Annotated in this window: 16 protein-coding genes; 8 read left to right on the top strand and 8 right to left on the bottom strand. The window is 40.4% G+C overall.

The window, feature by feature from the left end; translation table 11 throughout:
* Positions 1 to 8: 8 nt before the first annotated feature.
* A complete protein-coding gene (locus tag QZ488_RS07815) occupies positions 9 to 3,884 on the bottom strand; it encodes a translocation/assembly module TamB domain-containing protein (RefSeq protein ID WP_293747295.1) in 3,876 nt (1,291 codons plus the stop codon).
* Positions 3,881 to 5,575: an autotransporter assembly complex family protein gene (locus QZ488_RS07820; RefSeq protein ID WP_293747332.1), complete on the bottom strand. Its 1,695-nt coding sequence runs from the start codon at positions 5,573 to 5,575 to the stop codon at positions 3,881 to 3,883. The genes QZ488_RS07815 and QZ488_RS07820 overlap by 4 nt, the downstream gene beginning before the upstream one ends.
* 251 nt (positions 5,576 to 5,826) lie before the next feature.
* Here QZ488_RS07820 and QZ488_RS07825 point away from each other — a divergent pair, with 251 nt between their 5' ends.
* Together QZ488_RS07825 and QZ488_RS07830 are read left to right on the top strand one after the other, a co-directional pair.
* A complete protein-coding gene (locus tag QZ488_RS07825; RefSeq protein ID WP_293747296.1) occupies positions 5,827 to 6,597 on the top strand; it encodes an SDR family oxidoreductase in 771 nt (256 codons plus the stop codon).
* 12 nt (positions 6,598 to 6,609) lie between these two features.
* Positions 6,610 to 7,482 (top strand): amidohydrolase family protein, encoded by an 873-nt coding sequence (locus QZ488_RS07830; protein ID WP_293747297.1) that lies wholly within the window; start codon positions 6,610 to 6,612, stop codon positions 7,480 to 7,482.
* Positions 7,483 to 7,490: 8 nt separating this feature from the next.
* Here the strand turns inward: QZ488_RS07830 and QZ488_RS07835 are convergent, their stop codons facing one another.
* On the bottom strand, positions 7,491 to 7,781 hold the full coding sequence (locus QZ488_RS07835) for a YkgJ family cysteine cluster protein (protein ID WP_293747334.1): 291 nt from the start codon (positions 7,779 to 7,781) through the stop codon (positions 7,491 to 7,493).
* A 121-nt stretch (positions 7,782 to 7,902) separates the two neighbouring features.
* Between QZ488_RS07835 and QZ488_RS07840 the strand changes: the two genes are divergently transcribed.
* Entirely contained in the window at positions 7,903 to 8,274 is a 372-nt protein-coding gene (locus tag QZ488_RS07840; protein WP_293747298.1) for a YajD family HNH nuclease, read from the top strand.
* Between the two features lie 21 nt (positions 8,275 to 8,295).
* Positions 8,296 to 8,505: a hypothetical protein gene (locus QZ488_RS07845; protein WP_293747299.1), complete on the top strand. Its 210-nt coding sequence runs from the start codon at positions 8,296 to 8,298 to the stop codon at positions 8,503 to 8,505.
* An 85-nt stretch (positions 8,506 to 8,590) separates the two neighbouring features.
* Here QZ488_RS07845 and QZ488_RS07850 read toward each other — a convergent pair whose 3' ends face one another.
* Together QZ488_RS07850 and QZ488_RS07855 are read right to left on the bottom strand one after the other, a co-directional pair.
* Positions 8,591 to 9,481 carry a sugar phosphate isomerase/epimerase gene (locus tag QZ488_RS07850; RefSeq protein WP_293747301.1) on the bottom strand — a complete coding sequence of 297 codons (891 nt, stop codon included), beginning with the start codon at positions 9,479 to 9,481 and terminating at the stop codon, positions 8,591 to 8,593.
* A gap of 487 nt (positions 9,482 to 9,968) precedes the next feature.
* Positions 9,969 to 10,586 carry an outer membrane beta-barrel protein gene (locus QZ488_RS07855; protein WP_293747303.1) on the bottom strand — a complete coding sequence of 206 codons (618 nt, stop codon included), beginning with the start codon at positions 10,584 to 10,586 and terminating at the stop codon, positions 9,969 to 9,971.
* A gap of 241 nt (positions 10,587 to 10,827) precedes the next feature.
* On the opposite strand from QZ488_RS07855, the gene QZ488_RS07860 reads away from it, so the two are divergent.
* Genes QZ488_RS07860 through fghA form a run of 3 tightly spaced genes read left to right on the top strand, consistent with a single transcriptional unit; the run spans position 10,828 to position 13,276 of the window.
* Positions 10,828 to 11,238, top strand: coding sequence for a hypothetical protein (locus tag QZ488_RS07860; RefSeq protein WP_293747305.1), 411 nt, complete (start codon positions 10,828 to 10,830; stop codon positions 11,236 to 11,238).
* A 50-nt stretch (positions 11,239 to 11,288) separates the two neighbouring features.
* The gene (locus QZ488_RS07865) at positions 11,289 to 12,407 is read left to right on the top strand and encodes an S-(hydroxymethyl)glutathione dehydrogenase/class III alcohol dehydrogenase (RefSeq protein ID WP_293747306.1); all 1,119 of its coding nucleotides are present in this window, start codon (positions 11,289 to 11,291) and stop codon (positions 12,405 to 12,407) included.
* A complete protein-coding gene (fghA, locus tag QZ488_RS07870; protein WP_293747308.1) occupies positions 12,407 to 13,276 on the top strand; it encodes an S-formylglutathione hydrolase in 870 nt (289 codons plus the stop codon). The genes QZ488_RS07865 and fghA overlap by 1 nt, the downstream gene beginning before the upstream one ends.
* 104 nt (positions 13,277 to 13,380) lie before the next feature.
* On the opposite strand, the gene QZ488_RS07875 is transcribed toward fghA, so the two are convergent.
* The 3 genes from QZ488_RS07875 to QZ488_RS07885 are packed head-to-tail and all read right to left on the bottom strand — an operon-like array spanning position 13,381 to position 17,709.
* A complete protein-coding gene (locus tag QZ488_RS07875) occupies positions 13,381 to 14,565 on the bottom strand; it encodes a hypothetical protein (protein ID WP_293747310.1) in 1,185 nt (394 codons plus the stop codon).
* A 38-nt stretch (positions 14,566 to 14,603) separates the two neighbouring features.
* Entirely contained in the window at positions 14,604 to 15,353 is a 750-nt protein-coding gene (locus QZ488_RS07880) for an outer membrane lipoprotein-sorting protein (RefSeq protein WP_293747336.1), read from the bottom strand.
* 46 nt (positions 15,354 to 15,399) lie between these two features.
* Positions 15,400 to 17,709 carry an MMPL family transporter gene (locus tag QZ488_RS07885; RefSeq protein ID WP_293747312.1) on the bottom strand — a complete coding sequence of 770 codons (2,310 nt, stop codon included), beginning with the start codon at positions 17,707 to 17,709 and terminating at the stop codon, positions 15,400 to 15,402.
* Between the two features lie 375 nt (positions 17,710 to 18,084).
* Between QZ488_RS07885 and QZ488_RS07890 the strand changes: the two genes are divergently transcribed.
* Complete coding sequence (locus tag QZ488_RS07890) at positions 18,085 to 20,340, top strand: acyl-CoA dehydrogenase (RefSeq protein ID WP_293747313.1); 2,256 nt, start codon at positions 18,085 to 18,087, stop codon at positions 20,338 to 20,340.
* The last annotated feature ends 104 nt before the right edge of the window (positions 20,341 to 20,444 follow it).

Consider the following 20,444-nt stretch of genomic DNA (forward strand, 5'->3'; position numbering starts at 1 on the left):
AATGTAATCTAGTCATCTTTTACCTGCTTATTTTGCTTACCTTCAATACTAAATTGATAATAAATATCAATTGCGGCATTCGCACCACCACTGACAGCCTCTAAATATAGTTTGGGTAGTAACTCGTATCTAATGGCCACTTCTGCAACCGAGTCAAACACCGGCACGCTATAACGTAATTGCACCCCCGGAGCTAAAGTGCCCGTTAAGGATAACTGGGTACCTTCGCCCTGCCCAGATGTATCTAAACTCACATCTTCAAAGCCTAATTTATTGCCTACTTTACTGATCAGGTTTTCACTTTGGCCTAAGCCCAGCGCCAATAAAGCATTTCTTAACATTACATCTTGGCTATCGCCGCTGGAACCGCCCAAACCTCTTCCGGTTAAGATATAAGATAAGCTTTGTTGTTGTTCCATAGTAGGTTCAGAAAACACACTGATAGTGGGGTTTTGTGCAACGCCCTGTACTTTTATGCCAGCAACTACACCGTCGGCAGTTAAATCAGGATCTCTGACAGCTTCGATATTCAAAAATGGCCGATCAAGAGAACTAGTAAATAATATATCACCTTCACGAATAATCAGGTTTTGCCCGTATGCCTTGTAGCGGCCATTAACCAATTGCACTTCGCCGCCACCAAATATTTCACTCTTATTGTTTTGCAATTTCAGTTGGCCTTGCAAATCGGTGGTAAGACCAAAGGCATCCAATTTCACTTGGTTATTACTCAGGGGATCAACTTTTAATAAAACATTCAGAGCTAACCTTTGTTGAGAGGCTTCTTGCTCGGCTTGTTTCTCAACTAAAATCACATCTTTTGACGGAGAAATAGACCCCTTGGGTAACTCACGCACTTTGACACGAGCATAAGGGATAGTCACCTCGCCCTTTATCTCTAAATTATCGGGTTCGAACATTAGACTGATATTTGGGCTGACTTTAGCCTTGATCATGCTCTGATAATCAAACTCCAATTCTTCACCAGATATATGCAAATTACCTTTGAGTGTTGGTTCCCAAGCAATGTCGCCATACATTTCACCTAGGCCTTTACCCAATTTATAACTACCTTTGAAATCAGCATTTTGCCCTTTTAAGCTAATACTTTGTTCAATTTCACTTAACGCCACAGGCAGCGATTCGTCTTTTAACGCACCGCTAGTTAAGGTCAATTCACCGGTTAACAAAGGACTACCAAATGTGCCGTTTATTTGTGTTTGCCCATTAATATTGCCTTGTAACACATCTAGTTCAGGGACTAGCGCTTTGAAAGCGGCTAAATCAAAACGCTCAATAAGTAACTCACCTTGTAGGGGTCTATTTAGTGGCTCAGCATAGACACCAGACTGCGCCTCAATACTGGCACTCACAGTACCTATTTTGTTACCAGACAAATGAATTTTAGCCAGAACACTGTTTTGATTAACCTGCGCTTCTACCAAGGTTTCGTTTAATGCAAGTTTAAGATTATTCTGCTCGCTAAAAGTCCACTCGCCAGAACTCAGGCTGGCACTTAACATAGCATTAGGCATGCTTTCGATATTCCAGTCACCGGACATATCCAAATTTAAACGACTCTTGGTTTGAATTTTAGGTATACCCGGCATCACACGTCGAACAACTGACAGCAAATCAAATTCTTTAAGTGACACATCCCAAGCCAGGGCATTGTCCTTAAACTCTGCCAGTTTAATGCAAAGTTCATTGTCCGAGTGGCTCCAGCAATGAGGAGCAATAAGGTATTGCTGTTTGTGCCAATCCGCTTCAATCTTAAAAGGTTCATCTAAGCTCAAATTGGCATAGGACGATACAATATCGCCAGATAACCAATTACCCTGCCAAGACGTTTGATTAAGCTGCCCTTGAATACTCACATTAACGCTAGTGCTTTGTCCGCTGGTGGTTAATTCAAATTGGTGGTCATTCGCATCACCACTTAACACCATCTGCGCACTATCAACTTGGTTACTAATACCTTGAATACCCTTCAACTCTAAATTCAACTCGACCGGCTTTTGCTCGTTCCATTTTAGGTTACCCTTACCTATAGCTTGTTGAACAAACACCTCTGAAGCCAATAAATCATTGCCTGATAGCTGATAACTAATTTCTGGTTTCTCAGCACTACCACTCAAATCACCAACTAAATTAAGTGAACCGCCAAGTTGTGGAAGTGTGGTAGATAGGTCTGCGGCATCTAAAGTAAATTTGATATCCAATGCCTGATCCCTTGATACTCTGCCGTCTAGTAATAAGACGTTTTCAGCATTTTTTAGCGACAAAGCCTGAAACTGTAAACCCTCATTTTGCTGAAAATCAACACTGCCTGATGCACTTAAAGGATAACCTTGCCATTGTCCATTTATGTCTAATTTGGTTAAATTTGCTTTCCAAATACCTTGACTATTATAGGCTTGAGTCGAAATATCACCATTAATATCTGCCGTAAATTCAGGCCAAAAAACACTTGGATCAATATGTTTAATAGTAGAACTACCTTGCCAATCGATAAATTCAGAAAAGGTTAACTTACCCTGACTCAAAATTTGCCCGCCTAGGGTTTCTAGCAACAACTCATTCAGCTCAAAACGCTTATTTTGCGCAGTTGATGCACCAGTGGCACTAAGGTTGATTTTGGTATCTGGTACATCTTTACCAGATACCATTGTCATAATTGACATTTTCAATGCGTTTAAATTGCCCCCTATTTCAATCACACCCGTTTCAGATTTAAAATCTGCTGAAACTAAAGGCCACTGCAATTGCTTCCAATCTAGTCTCATTTTGACTGGCAAGGTGCTCTTAGCGGGTTGTGCCGTAAAGTCCATTGTGAGTTTTAAAGGTTTAGCATTAGAAGGTACGGGGTCTGTAGATAAAGTCGTGTCAATTAATTCAACTTTTGTAGTCAAAGAATTAATATTACCTGATGAACGTAATGTTAGTTTTAATGGTGTTTTATCTTCCAGCAAAGCATTAGCGTCAACTGAAAATACATGTTCAAACTGACCATTTAACTGCACGTTACCTTTTGCTATTAATCGGCCTTGTTGATGCTCAACTAGCAACTCATTTAATTGTACTTTTTTCTTGCTGCCGCTTGCTTTAAGGCTGACTTTTGCAAGCTTTATTTCTTCTTGCCCAGCCAACTGCAATCGAGCTTCAGACAGATTAAAAGCCAACACATCAAAATGGAGTGGTAACACAATAGGTGTTGGGATAACGGGCTGATATTGCCAGCTAGTCCAATCAAAGGGCTCTTGAGTGGGCAGCGATGAATTTTGTATGGCATAGGTGGTGAGGTCAAACCCATGTAATTGCATATTTTCAATACGAAGGCGCTGATAAAAGTCCAATTTCCCTGTCAGTTTTTGCCACATAATATCTGCTGTATCTTTAATTTTTAGAGATACCTTATTTAAGCTGATATTTTTGATGCTAACTGGAATAGGTAACGTTAGCGCTGCGCCTGCAGGCTCTGTTTTAGGTGATGCATTACTGGGTTGTATTTGCACAACCGTTTTGTCGGTACTTAATGAATCAATACAAACAGTTAACTTCCAAACACAAGACAGTTGTATTGATACACTTAGGTTATAAATATCGACTTGGCTACCAACTTGCTGCCACTTCACCGAAGAAAGGTGCAACTCTGACCCCATACCGCCACTGGCATAATCAATAGTCAATTCATCAACTAAACTATTCGCAGTGCCAATAACGGCCTGTGAGCCCCAAGGTGTGAGTGTTAGCCCAATCAACAGGCATAAAACAGTCACCAACACTAACCCAAGCTTTAATATGCCAGAAACAAGTTTGCTGATTAAGCTAGGCTTTTTGGGCTGTTTTTCGCTAGCGTTTTGCACAGCCGATTCGGAGCTCATAAAGAAGGCCCCATGGAAATATGGAAATATCGTGTTTTACCAAAATCACTCTTACCTTTGGCTAAATACAAGCGAACCGGTCCAATTGGAGAATTCCAGATTGCGCCAAAACCAACACCGATAGCGGGATCTTTAAATAACTCTTCAGTGGCATTACCAACATCTACAAAGACAGCCGCACGCCAACTTTCGACAACGGGATACGAGTATTCAATACTGGCAACCGCTAGGTATTGCCCACCGGTCAGTTCGCGTTCGCCATTAGAGTCTAATTCGAAAGGTGATAACGTTTTGTAATTAAAGCCACGTACACTTTGGTCTCCACCTGTAAAAAAGCGCAAACTTGATGGAACTTGGTCAAAATCATTGGTGACTATGCCACCCAATTCAGCCCGCAATAAAAAACGATGTTGATCGAAACTTCTAACCCACTTCGATGAGGCTGTTACTCGAAACACATTGATATCTGACAACAGGGACTCTGATGCAAATTCAGTTGTTAAGCTTTGTTTGTCGCCCCAACTGATGTCTAAGCCACCTTTACTGCGTAATCGGCTTAGGGTAAAACCCGGAGTCAGCAAACGAGTGGTTTGTTCTGGCTCTAACCCTTGAGTAAAGGTTTCTTGCTCGAGCTTAAGGAAAGCCGAACGCTGCCAATCTGAATTCTCAACTGTCCAATGCCGAGTCGCGGATACAGACCATTTTTGACTTCTGGTATCATTTTCATTTTCTGCTTGGAATCCCGCCTGATAACTCAAATAATTTTGGATGGCGTCTTCTAGAGGTACTTTATAATCTACCGACACATATTGCTCCGGCGATGAAACATACACTTCACCTCCAATAGAATGACCACTTTCATTGACCCAAGGCCGTTTCCATTTCCCAGTGAAACGTGGACCAACATTAGACGAATAGCCTAATCCCACATCAAAATTATCTCTTGGTTTATGAGTCAAAATAATCTCAATTGGCACAGCAGTATCTTGCGCATCTACAACTAAGGGTCGAACGATGACATGACGAAAGTATTGAGTTTGTTTAAGCCTTTGATTGAGTAATCCTAGTTGACCGGCTTGATATAAATCCCCCGTTTTAAAAGGCGTTAAACTCTTAACTAATTTTTGCGAACGATCATCCTTACCAAAACGCAACTCGCCAAATTTGTAACGTACACCACTATTAATCTGAATAGTGATATCAGCGACATTTAGCGACTCAAATACTTTTATGCTGCTTTCGTCAAATTCAAAATCAAAATAGCCCTTTGATAAAGCGATACTTTGTAGTTCATATTTAACATTTTCGTATGCCGAATGTTCGAGTGGTTTACCTTGTTTAAGCTTATAGGCGTTAAGTGGCCCTTGCAGATCTTTGTCTTGTGCGCCCTGTCCTTCAATCTGAATTTTTAATTCTCTGATTAGAGTGATGGGGCCCAATTTAATCAGTAAACGCCAATTTTCATTTTTGGCTAGATTACTGGAACCAAGATTAGGAGGGGTAATCTCTATCGTTGCTTGGTAATAACCAAATACCTGAGTGGCCGCTTGCACTTTTAACTGCAAGTTTTCTTGATATTGCCGAAATTGATAACTTGCGGTGGGCATATCTAGGTTATCGATATGCGCTCGAACATTTTTTAACACAAGATCATTTTCAACGCCTTTAATCTCGACTTCTGCTCCGTGCACTTCAAACAAAACAAAAACCAATAGGGATAGTAAAAAATATGTTCTTGAAAAAGAGATATTAAGAGACAAAACTTCTCGCTTTTAAAATAAGCCGACCTATGAAGAATCAACAGCTCTAGTATTACAAAATAATTGCGCGCTATTCTACAATAGGCCTGTACAAGTGTATTGCACAAAATGCGTATTTATACTTGGTCAACAACCCATGTTGCATTACCCTTGTAGGATAATTTAAATAAAAATAAGTTCACATGCCAAAACCAATAACTCCCCTTGAATTAGGTAAACCAGTTTGTATTGTCACTGGTGGCAGCTATGGCATAGGTGATGCTGTCTGCGAAAAGTTTAATGCCCATGGTTACACCGTCATAAACCTCGATATAAAAGCTAATCCGGCACAAGCAGAAGCTATTAACTGGCTAAAATGTGACATGTCAGTGGCATCTGAAGTCAATCAAGCCATTCAACAAACTATAAAACAATATGGTTCAGTAGACTGCCTAGTTTCAAACGCAGGCATACACTTTTCAGCAACCATAGAAGACACATCTGAAGAAGACTTTGAACGGGTATTTGCGTTAAATGTAAAAGGTGCCATTGCAGCGACTAAAGCCGTGTTAGGCCAAATGAAAACTCAACAAAATGGGGTGATTTTGTATATGGCTTCTGACCAAGCTGTCATAGCCAAACATAACTCATTTGCTTATAACATGAGTAAAGCAGCGCTGGCTTCTATGGCTAAAACCACTGCATTGGATTATGCCAAATACCAAATAAGAGCCAATGCAATTTGCCCTGGCACCATCGAAACACCGCTATACCACAAAGCGATTAATAGTTATGTCGCCAAATCCGGTGCAGATCTAGACCAAGTACATGCTGAAGAAGCCGCTCTGCAACCTATTGGACGCTTAGGGAAAGCCATCGAAGTCGCTGCTTTGGCCTATTTTTTAGCCTCTGATGATGCCAAATTTATTACTGGCAGTTTGCAAATGATCGACGGTGGGTACACTACCCAGTAGCGGCCAAATATCATGACTAAAATCCTGAATAAAATTATCGATCCCCATTTGCACATATTCAATATGCAGAAAGGCGATTACTTTTGGTTAAAACCGCAAAGTCCACCATTTTGGCCAGACAAACATCTGATCAATAAAGACTTTATCGAAGCAGATGTCATGCTGAATCCGCCCAATCAACTGGCTGCCTTTGTGCATATTGAAGCAGGCTTTGATAATCAGCAACCCTGGCGAGAAATAGATTGGTTAGAACAACACTGTACCCTACCCTTTAAAAGTGTGGCCTTTGCCGATATCACCGCCGCCACTTTTGCCGAACATATACACCTGCTGAAACAACGTCAATCAGTGACAGGCATTCGGCACCTTCTCGATGATCAGGCTGAATCAATCCTTAGTTCGCCATTGATACACCGCACTTTTTCATTATTGGCAGAATTGGAACTCAGCTTTGATGCACAAATGTCATTAGTTGACAGTCGAGCGGTGGAATTATTAGTTGCTTTGGCCAGTCAACATAAAACCATGGGGATCATTATTAATCACGCTGGATGGGCACCAGAAGAAAACAATGTTAATGCACGAAAACAGTGGAAACTGAATCTAGCCAAAATAGCGAAGTGTGAAAACATAGCCATAAAACTATCAGGCTGGGAAATGTCGAGCCGCACATGGCAACCGCAGCATGTCTCTACTGTGATACAAGATTGCTTAACATTATTAGGTGAGACAAGAGTGATGTTGGCCAGTAACTTCCCTTTGTGTTTGTTCTCAATGTCATACACAGAGTTATGGAATACTTACGCAGAATTACCTGATATTAGTGCCCAATGTTTTGAAAACATCATCTTCAGTAATGCTAAACATTGGTACAGTTTGAATTGAACTAAAAGCTACAATTTTTCTAATCGTTCATTGATACATTCGTAAGAGCCCATTTCAAACTCTCGACAAATCCATGGGCGATTTTCATAGATGGAACACATTAACGTATCCCTATCTAAAGCTGAACACCAGCCATCATCCAAGCGCAACATGGTTTCACTGCCATGTTCATCAACAGAGATATGCTGACTAGGCACCCCTGTTTCTGAAATGACCATCACTTCTAAACTACAACAACATGCCTGACAGTTTGCACATGTCACTTCTGTTGCCGGAATATTTTTTACTTTAATGATAATGAACAACCATGAATGAAATCTCCGCTAGGATACGCTAGAAAATCAACATTCTCGAGTTCTCAAATTTGCTGTTAGTATGAGTGGTATTAATAGATGTTCAGTTATCTTAAGTGAAAAATACATGTCTAAGCAAAAAACGGGGGCAGACAGTTATGATCAAGTGTTCGCTCAGCAGCAAGAGTACATAGCCAAACGTGCATCGGGTTACCGTGAACAAGCACTTAAGATATACCCTTGGATCTGTGGCCGATGTCGCCGTGAATTTACCCACAGAAACCTCTCGGAGTTAACGGTACACCACGTCGATCATAATCATGGCAATAATCCCAGCGATGGCAGTAATTGGGAATTGTTATGTTTGTATTGTCATGATGAAGAGCATTCTAAGTTTGAAAACTTCGTACGCTACGGCAGTACACAAGATACTGAAATCAAAACCAGTACTTACAATCCATTTGCCGATCTAAAAGATCGAATGCAGCAAAAAAAGTAGGCTGGAGGTTACAAACTCACTATGAATACAGCGTTACTTTTATGGACCATAGTCTTTAGCTCAATAAGTATGGGTTATTTTATGTATGGCAAAAAACGAGCAAGTTTAGTCATTCGTTACACTGGTGTAACACTTATCCTCTTTCCGTATTTTATTAATGATTCCTTTGTTCTGGTGTTGGTAGGTTTAATTCTGGTGGTTTTACCAAAACTGGTTACTCGGTATATCTGATCTCCCTGCAAAACTGGGGAATATGCCAATTCAAAAACACCCATTACAAATTAGCTAGAATCGCAATGGGTGTCATTTTAGAGCATTAAGAATTTGATAGGGCTGAAACGGCTTTATAGCCTTGCTGCAACGTTTTAACTATATTGTCGGTTCTGTCTCGTTCAACAACTTTGTGCTCAACACCCGCTTGTTCGGCGTGAGCAAAAATAGTGGCAAAGTCGATAACGCCAGTACCCACATCGGCAAATGCACCTTGTTTATCCATGTCTTTAACATGCCACAATTTAAAGCGACCAGGATGACGTTTGAAATAGGCTAAAGGATCTTGCTTTGCCTTCGCCATCCAATACAGGTCCATTTCCATGGCCATTAAATCGGCGTCAACGTTTTGTAGTAATACATCATAAGGTAATAAGCCATCACGCATTTCAAATTCAAAATCATGATTATGATAAGCCAATTTTAATCCCGCTTTTTTACACGCTTCACCATACAGATTACATTTGTCGGCCAGCTTTTTATACACATCAATGCCAGTGCCACGTTGCTCAACTGTTAGGTATGGAACAACGACATAGTCATGACCAATTTCTTTGGCGGTGTCGATGACTTCATTCAGGCTGTTCTCAAATAAATCCAATCTAATGTGTGCCGAAGGTGCCTTTAGCCCTTCACCGTCTAACATTTTACGAAATTCTCTAGGTGAATGGTCAAAATACCCTGCGGTTTCCACCTCTTTATAGCCTACAGCCGAGACCAGTTTTAAGGTCGCCGGAACACTGACTGCCATCATGTCGCGCAAAGTGTATAGCTGTAAACCAATTGAGCTTGGTGAAGCGGCGGCAAAAGCCAGTGAGCCGGGCAACAAACTTGCCCCAACAATGGCGCTACTGAGTTTTATAAAGCGCCTGCGATCAATTGCAGTTGTCAGTTGTGGAGCAGCTGAATTCAAGGCATGGATATTTTTGTCATTCATTTTTATCATTCCAATTCATAGTTGTTTTAATTCACGGATATTTGATTTTTCTTATTATTTACCAATAAATTACGCAGATACTGTGATAATTCAATCAAATTTGTATATTGATTTAGCCGTCCTTAATTCAAAGTACCGAAGCCTGTTTGATATAAGCAGCCAATGACTGTGTCAATCTTGAACATCCTTAAAGATTTTATTCTGGGACAGAAGAGGTAGTCCCAAGCTTTTAAAATGAGGAAAACTTCACAAATATGAGTTACAGGCTAGGTAGTAGACTTTAAATTTAGTTTTAGAATCATCAGAAGGGCAGTATGAGTTTTTATCGTCTTGAATAGCGGATCTAAAACAACATCACTTAATAGTGACCCTATCGTTAATGAAAAGCAGGAAATGACAAGGTGTGTACTTCTATCACATCTGAAACTTCGCTGCTTTTTGTGGTTAAATTCTTTACGCTTTTAGTTCATATCGTCTGGCGACTGGCTCAAAAATTGTAACGCAACCCTATATTAGCAGTCGTAACCGTTAAATTATCTTGCCCTTTTATATATTCTATCTCAGCTCGCAGCATAGTTCGGGCACCAACAAAGTAGTCAAAACCAATACCAAAAACCCCTGCTACGCCACTTTCATCATAATCACACATAGTAGCACTACCAAAATCAGTAATAGCTAAAACGTTGGCTTGACCAAACTCACACTCCCTTACACCGGCTAAAAGTTGTTGGCCTCTAACATCTGTTTTGAGCACACCCAACCGATAAAACAACTCGCCTGTTGGACTCGATGCTTTACCCAAGAACGACAAAAACAGCGCATCGCCTTGCTGTGCGACTTCTGCATTGGCGACATCTACAGCTGAGGGCAATTCGGTCGAGTACAATTTGTCATGGATCAATTGTTGGTAACCCGCTTCAACGTACCACTGGGGATCAATTTGATAACCAAAGGCCATCTTATATCCCAAACCTTTGTTGCTATCTTGGTCAAACTCAACATCTGAATAACCTACTGAAAATACAGTATAAAGATTATCTGCAGCTAAGGTTTGCAAACTAAGAATCCAACTAAGTACTAGTACACCAATCTGCTTTTTTGACACGTTAAAATTCCATGTTACTCACTATGAATAATACAATACTACATTCATACTATGCTGCAAGAGTGAGTGGCCGGATATCTTTATACGGTTGTATAAATATCCAGAATTGTACTTAAACTAGGCAAAAGTTAAATGATTGACTGATTTTTTCAATAATCGCAGATGACAAATTGCGATCCTCTTTGACCCTGTTTAGTATTAAGCAAGGTCTGCCCTAATTACCATTAATCTGGAGTATCTTTTGTTCAACCACGCTTTTTCTAAGTTTTTTTGCATTAGTTTGTTGGTGAGTGCCTGTGCTAGTAACACTCCACCTATCATGACAGATGAAAAGTTTGACTCTCGAGTAACCGACAAAGGTATCACTGAATTTGTCTATGGCATATCGTGGCAAAACACCTCTCAGGAATCTTTATTACGTGATGGACGAACAGAAATTGAACGCCCAAGAGAGAAACAAGGATTTTTACAAGAGAAACCAAACAGATTAGCAATACAGGCCAACAATCAAACCAAACTTGACTTAGAAGACCAGGCTGCAGCAGCTTTAAAGATAAGATTATCTAAAGAGAAATTATGCGCTAAAGGGTATGAAATCAGTGATGTGCTTTGGAAGGCCGATAGCATCCGTTTGCTTGGATATTGCTTTTAGAACAACAAGCCAAAATTTTAGCTTTATGACAAATGAAGTAAGGACAAATAATGAAAAGTATTAAAACTCGCGCAGCTGTTGCTTGGGCTGCAGGTGAACCACTAAAAATTGAAGAAGTTGATTTAGCGCCACCACAAAAAGGTGAAGTGTTAGTCAGAATAGTTGCTACCGGTGTTTGTCATACTGATGCATTCACCTTATCTGGTGAAGACCCAGAAGGTTTATTTCCAGCTATTTTGGGCCATGAGGGTGCGGGCATTGTTGAAGCCGTTGGTGAAGGTGTTACCTTAGTAGAAGTAGGCGACCATGTGATTCCTTTGTACACGCCTGAATGTGGAAAATGTAAGTTTTGCCTATCTGGTAAAACCAATTTGTGTCAGGCAATACGTAATACCCAAGGTAAGGGCGTAATGCCTGATGGCACTAGCCGTTTCTCTATTAAGGGACAACCCATTTATCATTATATGGGCACCTCTACTTTCGCCGAACATACTGTCATTCCAGAAATTGCCTTAGCCAAAATCCCTAAAGAAGCACCACTAGAAAAAGTGTGTTTGTTAGGTTGTGGGGTAACAACGGGTATGGGTGCTGTGACCAATGCTGCCAAAGTACAACCGGGCGACACTGTTGCGGTATTTGGTTTAGGAGGAATTGGTCTGTCTGTATTGATAGGTGCAAAAATGGCCAAAGCAGGCAGAATTATTGCTATCGATATCAATGAAGACAAATTCGATATCGCTAAACAATTAGGTGCGACAGATGTAGTCAACCCGAAAGATTTCGACAAACCCATTCAAGAAGTCATAGTCGATATGACTGAGGGAGGTGTAGATTATTCCTTCGAATGTATCGGTAACGTCAACGTTATGCGCTCAGCACTAGAGTGTTGTCATAAAGGTTGGGGCGAATCTATTATTATTGGTGTGGCAGGCGCTGGACAAGAGATATCCACTCGCCCATTCCAACTAGTAACAGGCAGAGTCTGGCGCGGTACAGCTTTTGGTGGAGTAAAAGGCCGTAGCCAATTACCCGATTATGTACAGCGTTATATGGATGGAGAGTTCGAATTAGACACCTTTATTACTCACACTATGCCATTAGAAGACATTAACTCTGCCTTTGATTTGATGCATGAGGGCAAGTCTATTCGTACAGTGGTGCACTTCTAATGACTGGGGTAGCTGCAGAAACAACTGGACTAGCAGAGCTCAGTGCGAATAAGTGTTTTGGTGGCTGGCAAAAACGTTATAGCCATAAATCAAATGTACTAAAATGTGAGATGCAGTTTAGTGTATTTATTCCGCCAATTACTGATCCAAACGAAAAGCTACCTGCAATGTATTGGCTTAGTGGGCTTACTTGTACAGACGAAAACTTTGCTGCAAAGTCTGGCGCACAAAGGATCGCGGCTGAACTGGGTATCATGCTGATAATGCCCGATACAAGCCCCAGAGGCGACCACATACCCGACGCCTCTGATGCTGCTTACGACTTAGGTTTAGGTGCGGGGTTTTACCTCAATGCCACTCAAGAGCCTTGGCATGAACATTATCAAATGTATGACTACATTGTTGAAGAGTTACCCGCGCTGATTAAAAAAGAGTTTAAGGTAAAAGAAAAGTCGGCAATAGCTGGGCATTCAATGGGTGGGCATGGTGCTTTAATCATTGCTCTGTCCAATATGAAACAATATTGCTCAGTCTCAGCCTTTGCACCTATTGTTAATCCATCAGATTGCCAGTGGGGCCAAAAAGCCTTTAATAACTATTTAGGTGAAAATAAGAAAGACTGGGAGGCTTACGATAGCTGCGCCTTAATGCGTCAACAAGGACAGTTTTTGCATATACCCATGTTAGTGGACCAAGGCTTAGATGATAATTTTTATCATACTCAGAAACTCACTAAACCATTAGAAGATGTGGCTTTAGAGATAGGTTATAAAGCCGAATTTCGTTATCACTCGGGTTATGATCACAGCTACTTTTTTATCGCTAGCTTTATTGAGGAACATCTGAGATTTCACGCTAAATATTTGTAATTAGTAGTCACTTTAGTTATAGGTAATTCAATAAAAAAGGGGATAAGGGAATTTTTATTTCTCCCTTATCCCCTTTTTATTTTGGGTTCCAAGCATCTAACTACTTAGAAATAATACTCTAAACTAAGTTGTGCATAATCATCACGACGTAACATATAGCTAGGTTCGACAGGTTCGTCACTAGAAAACAGCCACGCATCGACTCGCCACTTCCAGTTATCGTTGATCCTACTAGATGCTTCAATAAAGCCAGATCTGACATTTGAATAATCGAGATCTTGCACTAAACCAAATAATATTTCTGTTCCGTCAACATCGTTAAGCACCAGTCGACTACCCATCATTAAATCGTTTTGTGTGATGACATTACTCGCATTGTCACGATCGTCGTATTGATACTCCATCAACAAATTTATATCGTAAGCGCTGTCAAACAAGCCAACAAATGAATACTCAAAACCACCAACAAAAGCATTAATATCCTGGTCCATGATCTTACGTTGAACACCTTCGAACTTGATTGTCCAGCCTCCCAACAAAGCCAAAACATCTATTCCTGCTTGTTGTACCAGCGGATAAAATGGACGTAAGCTAGGCTCTAACAATTCGTTGCTGGTGAGAACAAAATCAGGTTCTCTAGAGGTACCATCAAAATAAGATAACCCCACTTCCCAATCGCCTAATGTATGCTGCCATCTGATAGCCCAATCAAGATTTTTTTCCTCATCTTCTGATTCAAAAATAGGATTGTCGGTGTCTACTGGCAAAGCTGCCCTGAATCTACCATCATTGCCTGAAAATGTTCTCTCTCTGAAATAAGGTAATACAAACACTGTAGTATTCCCCCAATCTTTAAACAGAGAAAAGGTTACCATTGGTTGTCCCAATTTATCTTCACCATCAATGGCTTCAATCGCATCAGTTTGATTAATAATATCAACTAAATGTAATGACTCTGTTTGCCCCCAAAATACTTTACCAATGCCGGTCTGAACTTCCCACTCATCACCGCTATGTGTCCACTTAAACTCGCGGATATCACCATGAGTGCGTTCTCCATCTTGCTGGTCGAGGCGGTAAAAACCTTTAAATAATATACTGTCATTACCATCGTTAAATGAGGTATAAACTTCGGGAGCGAAATATACTGATAAATTTGCTCTTTCCTGCTGGGGGTAAAGTGCGTCTTGGAAAAAATAACGCTGTTCTACAGCAGCACTGCCGGTGTATTCAATTTCAGCGAATACAAAGGTTGGCAAAAGTGCGATAAGTGGAAGCAATGTCTTCAATGTTGATCCTTTAAAATTTTTCGTTTGCATAGTGTTTATTATCGGACGTTTTTCAAAGTCCCCTTGTTGAAATCATTGTCCGTTAATCCTGTGTTAAAGTTTAATTCATGGGTAACTAGCTCAGTGCTTTTACCGTTTTGTTCATTAAACATCTCAACACGCAATGGTCGCCAATACTTGCCTAAATACAAAGTAAAGTCGAAGTTAGCGAGTTCTTTTAGCAAGCTACCTTTACGATCATAAAACTCTATTTTTAGTGCTCTGTAATGTTCTTTATCGACCCAAACTATTTGTTTTGAATAACCAGAGTTTTTATCAGTAGGTATCTGTTCTAGTACAAAACTGGCCTGCCCCTCGTAGGTCTCATCTCGTAGGAACTTAAACTTATACTTTTCAATTTCAAATGAACTCATATCTTCGAAAGCAAATTCACTGCCCATAAACGGGCCAGACTTATTTCGAGAACGTATACGTTTTACTTTACTCAACTTAGGCAGGTACATCCATTGATCGTCTGGCTCAGTGGCATGAGTGAAATTTAAGAACACAGTACCTCTTACATCTAATGGTTGATCAAAAATAGTTAAGCCTTTGTCACCATCAGCAACCTGCTCCAAAGATTTCAGACGCATTTTACGCTCAACTTCTTCGCCTTGGGCATTACGTAAAATCATACTCATGTTGCCAGTACTATCACCCCAGCCTTTATCTCTTAGTTTACGTTCTTTCGCTATAACCAAGCCTTTTTCTTGGGCGGATTGTGCATGACTACTCAAAGAATAGGTCATAAGTGACAAGACCAGAGAAATTATTGTCACACAAGGAAGAAGGTATCTATTCATGGGTAAGCTCCTGCTTAATATTTTTTCTATCAAAGGCCATTAAAAATGGCGGTAAGAACAAGAAATCAACCGCCAAGGCAACCACTATTATTATGCTGGTTAACATGCCCATCTCTGAATTCAAGGCGAATGGTGACAGCATCAGTATCGAAAATCCAGTTGCTAATACTAAAGTGGTAATCCATAAAGCTCGACCCACACTAGCAAATGCATAACGTACACTTTGTTCTGCATCATTACCGCTAACCCTTGCATGACGATATTTACTTAAAAAATGCACTGTATCATCCACTATAATGCCCAAGGTCATGCTGAGTACGATTGAAAGACCAAGATTAACTTCACCAGAATAAATCCCCCAGATGCCAAAACCGATACCAGCAGGTAATAAGTTAGGCAGTAGGCTTATCACTCCCATTTTAAAAGACTTAAGTGCAAATACCAGAAGGCCAGATATGAGTATAAGTGCCACCAAAGTCCCCTCTAACATACTCGCCATATTCGCCTCACCTATATGCGCAAACATTAATCCAGGACTTGCCGCAGTCAGTCTTAAATTGGGCGCGTTAGCTGCAAACCATTGCTGTGCTTTTATCTCAAGGGCTGTGAGTTCCTTACTACCGACATTTTTAACCATAGTCATGACCCGGGTTGCTGACTTGTTCATGTCGAGTTGATTGGTTAAGTCCAATCCATAAGGTAATGACATTTCATAAAGCAGTAAGTATTGGGCAGCTAATTCTCTATCGTCTGGTAACTGATAATAATTAGGATCATCACCATGCATATTTTTGTTTAAACGTTTAAACGTATCTGTGATGGTAGAAACATGATCAATTTCTGGTTGAATCCTAAGCCATTGACTAAATGCTTCAATCTGTTGCAGTGATTCTGGTTTATTAATACCTGAGTCTTGGTCGGTAAAAATCGTAAAATCCAAATTTGTCATGCCACTGAGATGTTGTTGTTGGAAGTCAGTTGACTGCCTAAAATCGGTACTTTTATCAAAATAAGCAGTCGGAACATCATTTAAATGATTTTTAAAGGAAAAGCCAATTGCGACTACCGTGACCACTAAGGTAAAAGGCAAAATTCGTTTATGGTGCCTAATAACCCACTCGCCAAACTTTTCTGTATAATTTAAATTGTTGTTAGATAGTTGTTTCGGTAATTGTTTAATTGGCAAAACCATGATGAGTGCAGGTAAAACAGTCAGAGAGAGTACACAGGCGAAGATGACGCCTATTGCAGTTAAATTACCTAAATCAGCGAGAATAGGCACAGCCGCAAAGTTAAGCGTTAAGAAACCAACACCTGTAGTGGCACTGGTAATAAAAATGGGCGCTTTGTTAAGTGACAGGCTGTATCTTAAAGCTTCCTTCTTATCTTTACCTAAGCGCATTCCGTATAACATAGTCGATATCACATGAATACAATCAGCCACTGCTAGTGTCATCACCATAGTAGGCACATTGACTGTTGCTGAGCTCATAAACATGCCAAACCAACCGGCTACCCCCATAGTAGCGGCAATACTCGAAGCAATCACCACCACAGTCGAAAAAGTGCCTACCGCGGTTTTTAACAATAACCACATTATTAGGAAAACGGTCAAAAACATCAGGGGTACAATAGTGCTGAAATCCTTTTTGGCAAAATCCGCAAACGAAAAATTCATCAAGACTACGCCAGTATGATAAAAATCATGTTCTGGATATTTTGTTTTATATTTATCAGTTAGCGCTTTAATCGATGCTGTAATCTCATCCACTTCAGCCGTTTGGTCACCATCGGGCAAGTTAACAGACACATTAATAACCGCAACATCACCTTTAGGCGATATAATACGGTTGAGCAAATTAGGTTCGTTTAAGGCTATTGTGCGGATATATTCAAATCTGTTCTCATCAAGATCAGCCAAGTCATAGACTAGGTCTTCAACAATCATGTCATCATCTTCAGCCCAGGTATGCTGAAAGTTAGTTAAGGAATCGATACGTATAGATAATGGTGTTTGTTCAGCGTCTTCAGTCATTTCGTGAATCAAAGACAAGGTTTGTAAATTAAAAACGTTGCCTGACTTGGGGGCAATGATGATGCTCGCACCATCATTTTTGCTGAAGGTTTTTTGCATTTGCTCAAATGCCATTCGTTGGGGATTTGTTTCCTCAAAAAACACTTTGTAATCACCACGAAAATAAAGGTTCTTTGCACCAAAAGTAGTCGCAATGATCAGCATAAAACCAATAATAAGCACTGTTTTCGGACGATTAACTGAAAAGTCTAACCAAGTATTATTCATTTATTTATCCAACCACATAAATTCAATACATTCACCTTCAGTAATTATGACGACTAACTGCAAAAAACAACCCTCACAGAATAGCATGTTAGGCATAAAATCAATGCCAAAATGTTACTAACTGACCTTTCGAATCTCCTTTGAGATCACAAAATAATACAATAAATGCTACCAAACCCTCGAAATAACAAATTTAAAGCAACATTTCTCATACCCAACAAATATTACAATACATCATTGAAAAATATGTACTTTTTAACTTTAAGAGTAGTCTGTTATTGGATATTAATTAATAAACATAGCAAAGAATTTTGATCTTTTTGTGAAAAGAAGTATTATAAATCCCAACTGGTCAGATGAGAGGATGAGCTAACTATGAGTATTAGAACAAGTCTTAAAAAAGTATTACCCCCTATTTCAATTACTGAGCAAGAAGCATTAGAAGCTGGTGATGTGTGGTTAGAATCATCTATTTATCAGGGCAAACCTGATATGCATGCATTGCGCGCTGTTCCTGGTGCCAAGCTTAGTGCTGACGAGCAGGCGTTTTTAGACGGTCCAGTAGCACAAGTACTGGCAATGGTAGATGACTTTGACTTACAAACAGCCAAACATCTTCCTCAAAACATTTTAGACTTTCTGTCTGTTAACAAATTTTTTGCATTAATTATCCCTAAGAAATTTGGCGGTTTAGAATTTACGCCTTATGCCAACTCCACCATAGTTGCTACATTGGCAGCTAAAAGTGGTGCGTTAGCAGTAACCGTTATGGTGCCTAATTCATTAGGTCCAGGTGAGTTATTGATGCATTACGGTACGCCTGAACAACAAGATCACTACCTACCACGCTTAGCTGTGGGCCAGGATATCCCATGTTTTGCCTTAACTAGCCCAGAAGCTGGTTCTGATGCTGGCGCTATTCCAGACGCAGGCATCGTCACTAAAGGCATGTGGGAAGGTAAAGAAGTCATTGGCCTTAGAGTCTCTTGGGACAAGCGTTATATTACACTTGCACCTATTGCCACTGTATTAGGCTTGGCCTTTAAAGTATTTGATGTTGATGGTTTATTGGGCGATCAAGTCGAACTAGGTATTACTTGTGCCCTTATCCCTAAATCACACCCTGGTGTTGAGTTAGGTAATCGTCATGACCCAATGGGTGTGAAGTTTTATAACGGCACAACACGCGGACAAGACGTATTTATTCCTATGGACTTTGTTATCGGCGGACAAGATAACATCGGCCGTGGTTGGCAGATGTTAGTAGCCTGTTTAGGTGCTGGCCGTGGTATTTCACTTCCCGCTATGGGCGTGGCCTCTGCGCAAACATCATTTAAATCGACTGCTGAATATTCATTTGTGCGTGAACAGTTTGGTGTACCTATTGGCCGCTTTGAAGGTATTCAAGAAGAGATGGCTGATATTGCAGGTAAAACCTTTGTACTTGAAGCCATGCGTGTATTGACGACTGAAGGTCTTAATTTAGGTCTTAAGCCTGGTGTGGTAACGGCTATTGCCAAATATCATATGACTGAATTAGGTCGTGATGTAGTGAATTCTGCAATGGATATCCAAGCAGGTAAAGCCATTCAACGTGGACCACAAAACACCTTAGCAAGTGCCTATGTTGCCTTACCTATCGCGATTACTGTGGAAGGGGCAAATATCCTGACACGTAGTTTGATGATATTTGGCCAAGGGACTATGCGTTGTCATCCGCACTTGAAGGAAATGGTTGATCTGATTCACAGCACTGAAAAAGACGCTGATGCACGATTCAATAAAGTGTTAGGTAAAACTGTTGCCTTTAGTGTGAAAAACGCATTCCGTAGCTTATCTAAAAGTTACTTACCTTTCACACGTGGTGCAGAGTCTGCATTTCCAGAAGTGCGTAAGTACGAAAAACGTATGAATGCACTTTCTGCCAAACTAGCGCCAATGGCTGACTTGTCATTGTTAGTGTTAGGTGGTGATTTGAAAAAAGCGGAAATGTTATCTGCACGTCTTGGTGACGTAATGAGCTACATGTATGCAGCTATGGCTGTGGTACGTTTTTATGAGCAACGTGTTAAAAACCGTAATGAGGCATTACCCTACTTCGAATACGCTATTCAATGGTGTTTGAATAAAGGCGAAACCGCACTCAACGAATTTATCGTTAATTTCCCCAACACAGCGGTACGTGGCCTAATGCGTGTGTTAACTAACACCTACACCACTGCCGTTAAAGGTATTTCAGACGACTTAAAACGTGAGTTGTCAGATGCGTCAATGCAAGACACTAGCATTAAAGCTCAGTTAACCCATTTGGTTAAAGTCATCCCGGGGGATGGCAACGACATCAACGAGCAGGCATTTAAAGCAAAACATGCGGTCATGCCTCAGCTTAAGAAAATCCATAAAGCCTTGCGTAAAGTACCAGTGGTTCCCTATGTTTCTTTCGAACATGCGGTAGGTAAATTACAAGAAGCTGGTGAACTAACCGCACAAGAAGTCGCGCTAGTCATTGAATACAACGACAAACGTAAGTTGGCTATCCGTGTTGACGAGTTTACTTTTGATATGGATTTGTTAGATGACAGTCTAGAGCTAGTGAACGAAAAAGAAACAACACAAGCTAACGCAGCTTAAGGTAGTTAAGTTTGTGATGCAGTATTGCCTTTTCGCATAATCGTTAAGTGCAAATATCACAACAACGGTATTGATAACTATCAATACCGTTTTTTTTTGTCCAA

The organism is uncultured Paraglaciecola sp. (assembly GCF_913020055.1).
Classification (GTDB): Bacteria; Pseudomonadota; Gammaproteobacteria; order Enterobacterales; family Alteromonadaceae; genus Paraglaciecola.

Coding starts and splice junctions, on each gene's coding strand:
- fghA (WP_293747308.1), top strand. CDS start 12,407: ATGACTGGGGTAGCTGCAGAAACAACTGGACTAGCAGAGCTCAGTGCG.
- QZ488_RS07845 (WP_293747299.1), top strand. CDS start 8,296: ATGAATACAGCGTTACTTTTATGGACCATAGTCTTTAGCTCAATAAGT.
- QZ488_RS07880 (WP_293747336.1), bottom strand. CDS start 15,353: ATGACCTATTCTTTGAGTAGTCATGCACAATCCGCCCAAGAAAAAGGC.
- QZ488_RS07825 (WP_293747296.1), top strand. CDS start 5,827: ATGCCAAAACCAATAACTCCCCTTGAATTAGGTAAACCAGTTTGTATT.
- QZ488_RS07850 (WP_293747301.1), bottom strand. CDS start 9,481: ATGAATGACAAAAATATCCATGCCTTGAATTCAGCTGCTCCACAACTG.
- QZ488_RS07840 (WP_293747298.1), top strand. CDS start 7,903: ATGTCTAAGCAAAAAACGGGGGCAGACAGTTATGATCAAGTGTTCGCT.
- QZ488_RS07865 (WP_293747306.1), top strand. CDS start 11,289: ATGAAAAGTATTAAAACTCGCGCAGCTGTTGCTTGGGCTGCAGGTGAA.
- QZ488_RS07830 (WP_293747297.1), top strand. CDS start 6,610: ATGACTAAAATCCTGAATAAAATTATCGATCCCCATTTGCACATATTC.
- QZ488_RS07815 (WP_293747295.1), bottom strand. CDS start 3,884: ATGAGCTCCGAATCGGCTGTGCAAAACGCTAGCGAAAAACAGCCCAAA.
- QZ488_RS07890 (WP_293747313.1), top strand. CDS start 18,085: ATGAGTATTAGAACAAGTCTTAAAAAAGTATTACCCCCTATTTCAATT.
- QZ488_RS07885 (WP_293747312.1), bottom strand. CDS start 17,709: ATGAATAATACTTGGTTAGACTTTTCAGTTAATCGTCCGAAAACAGTG.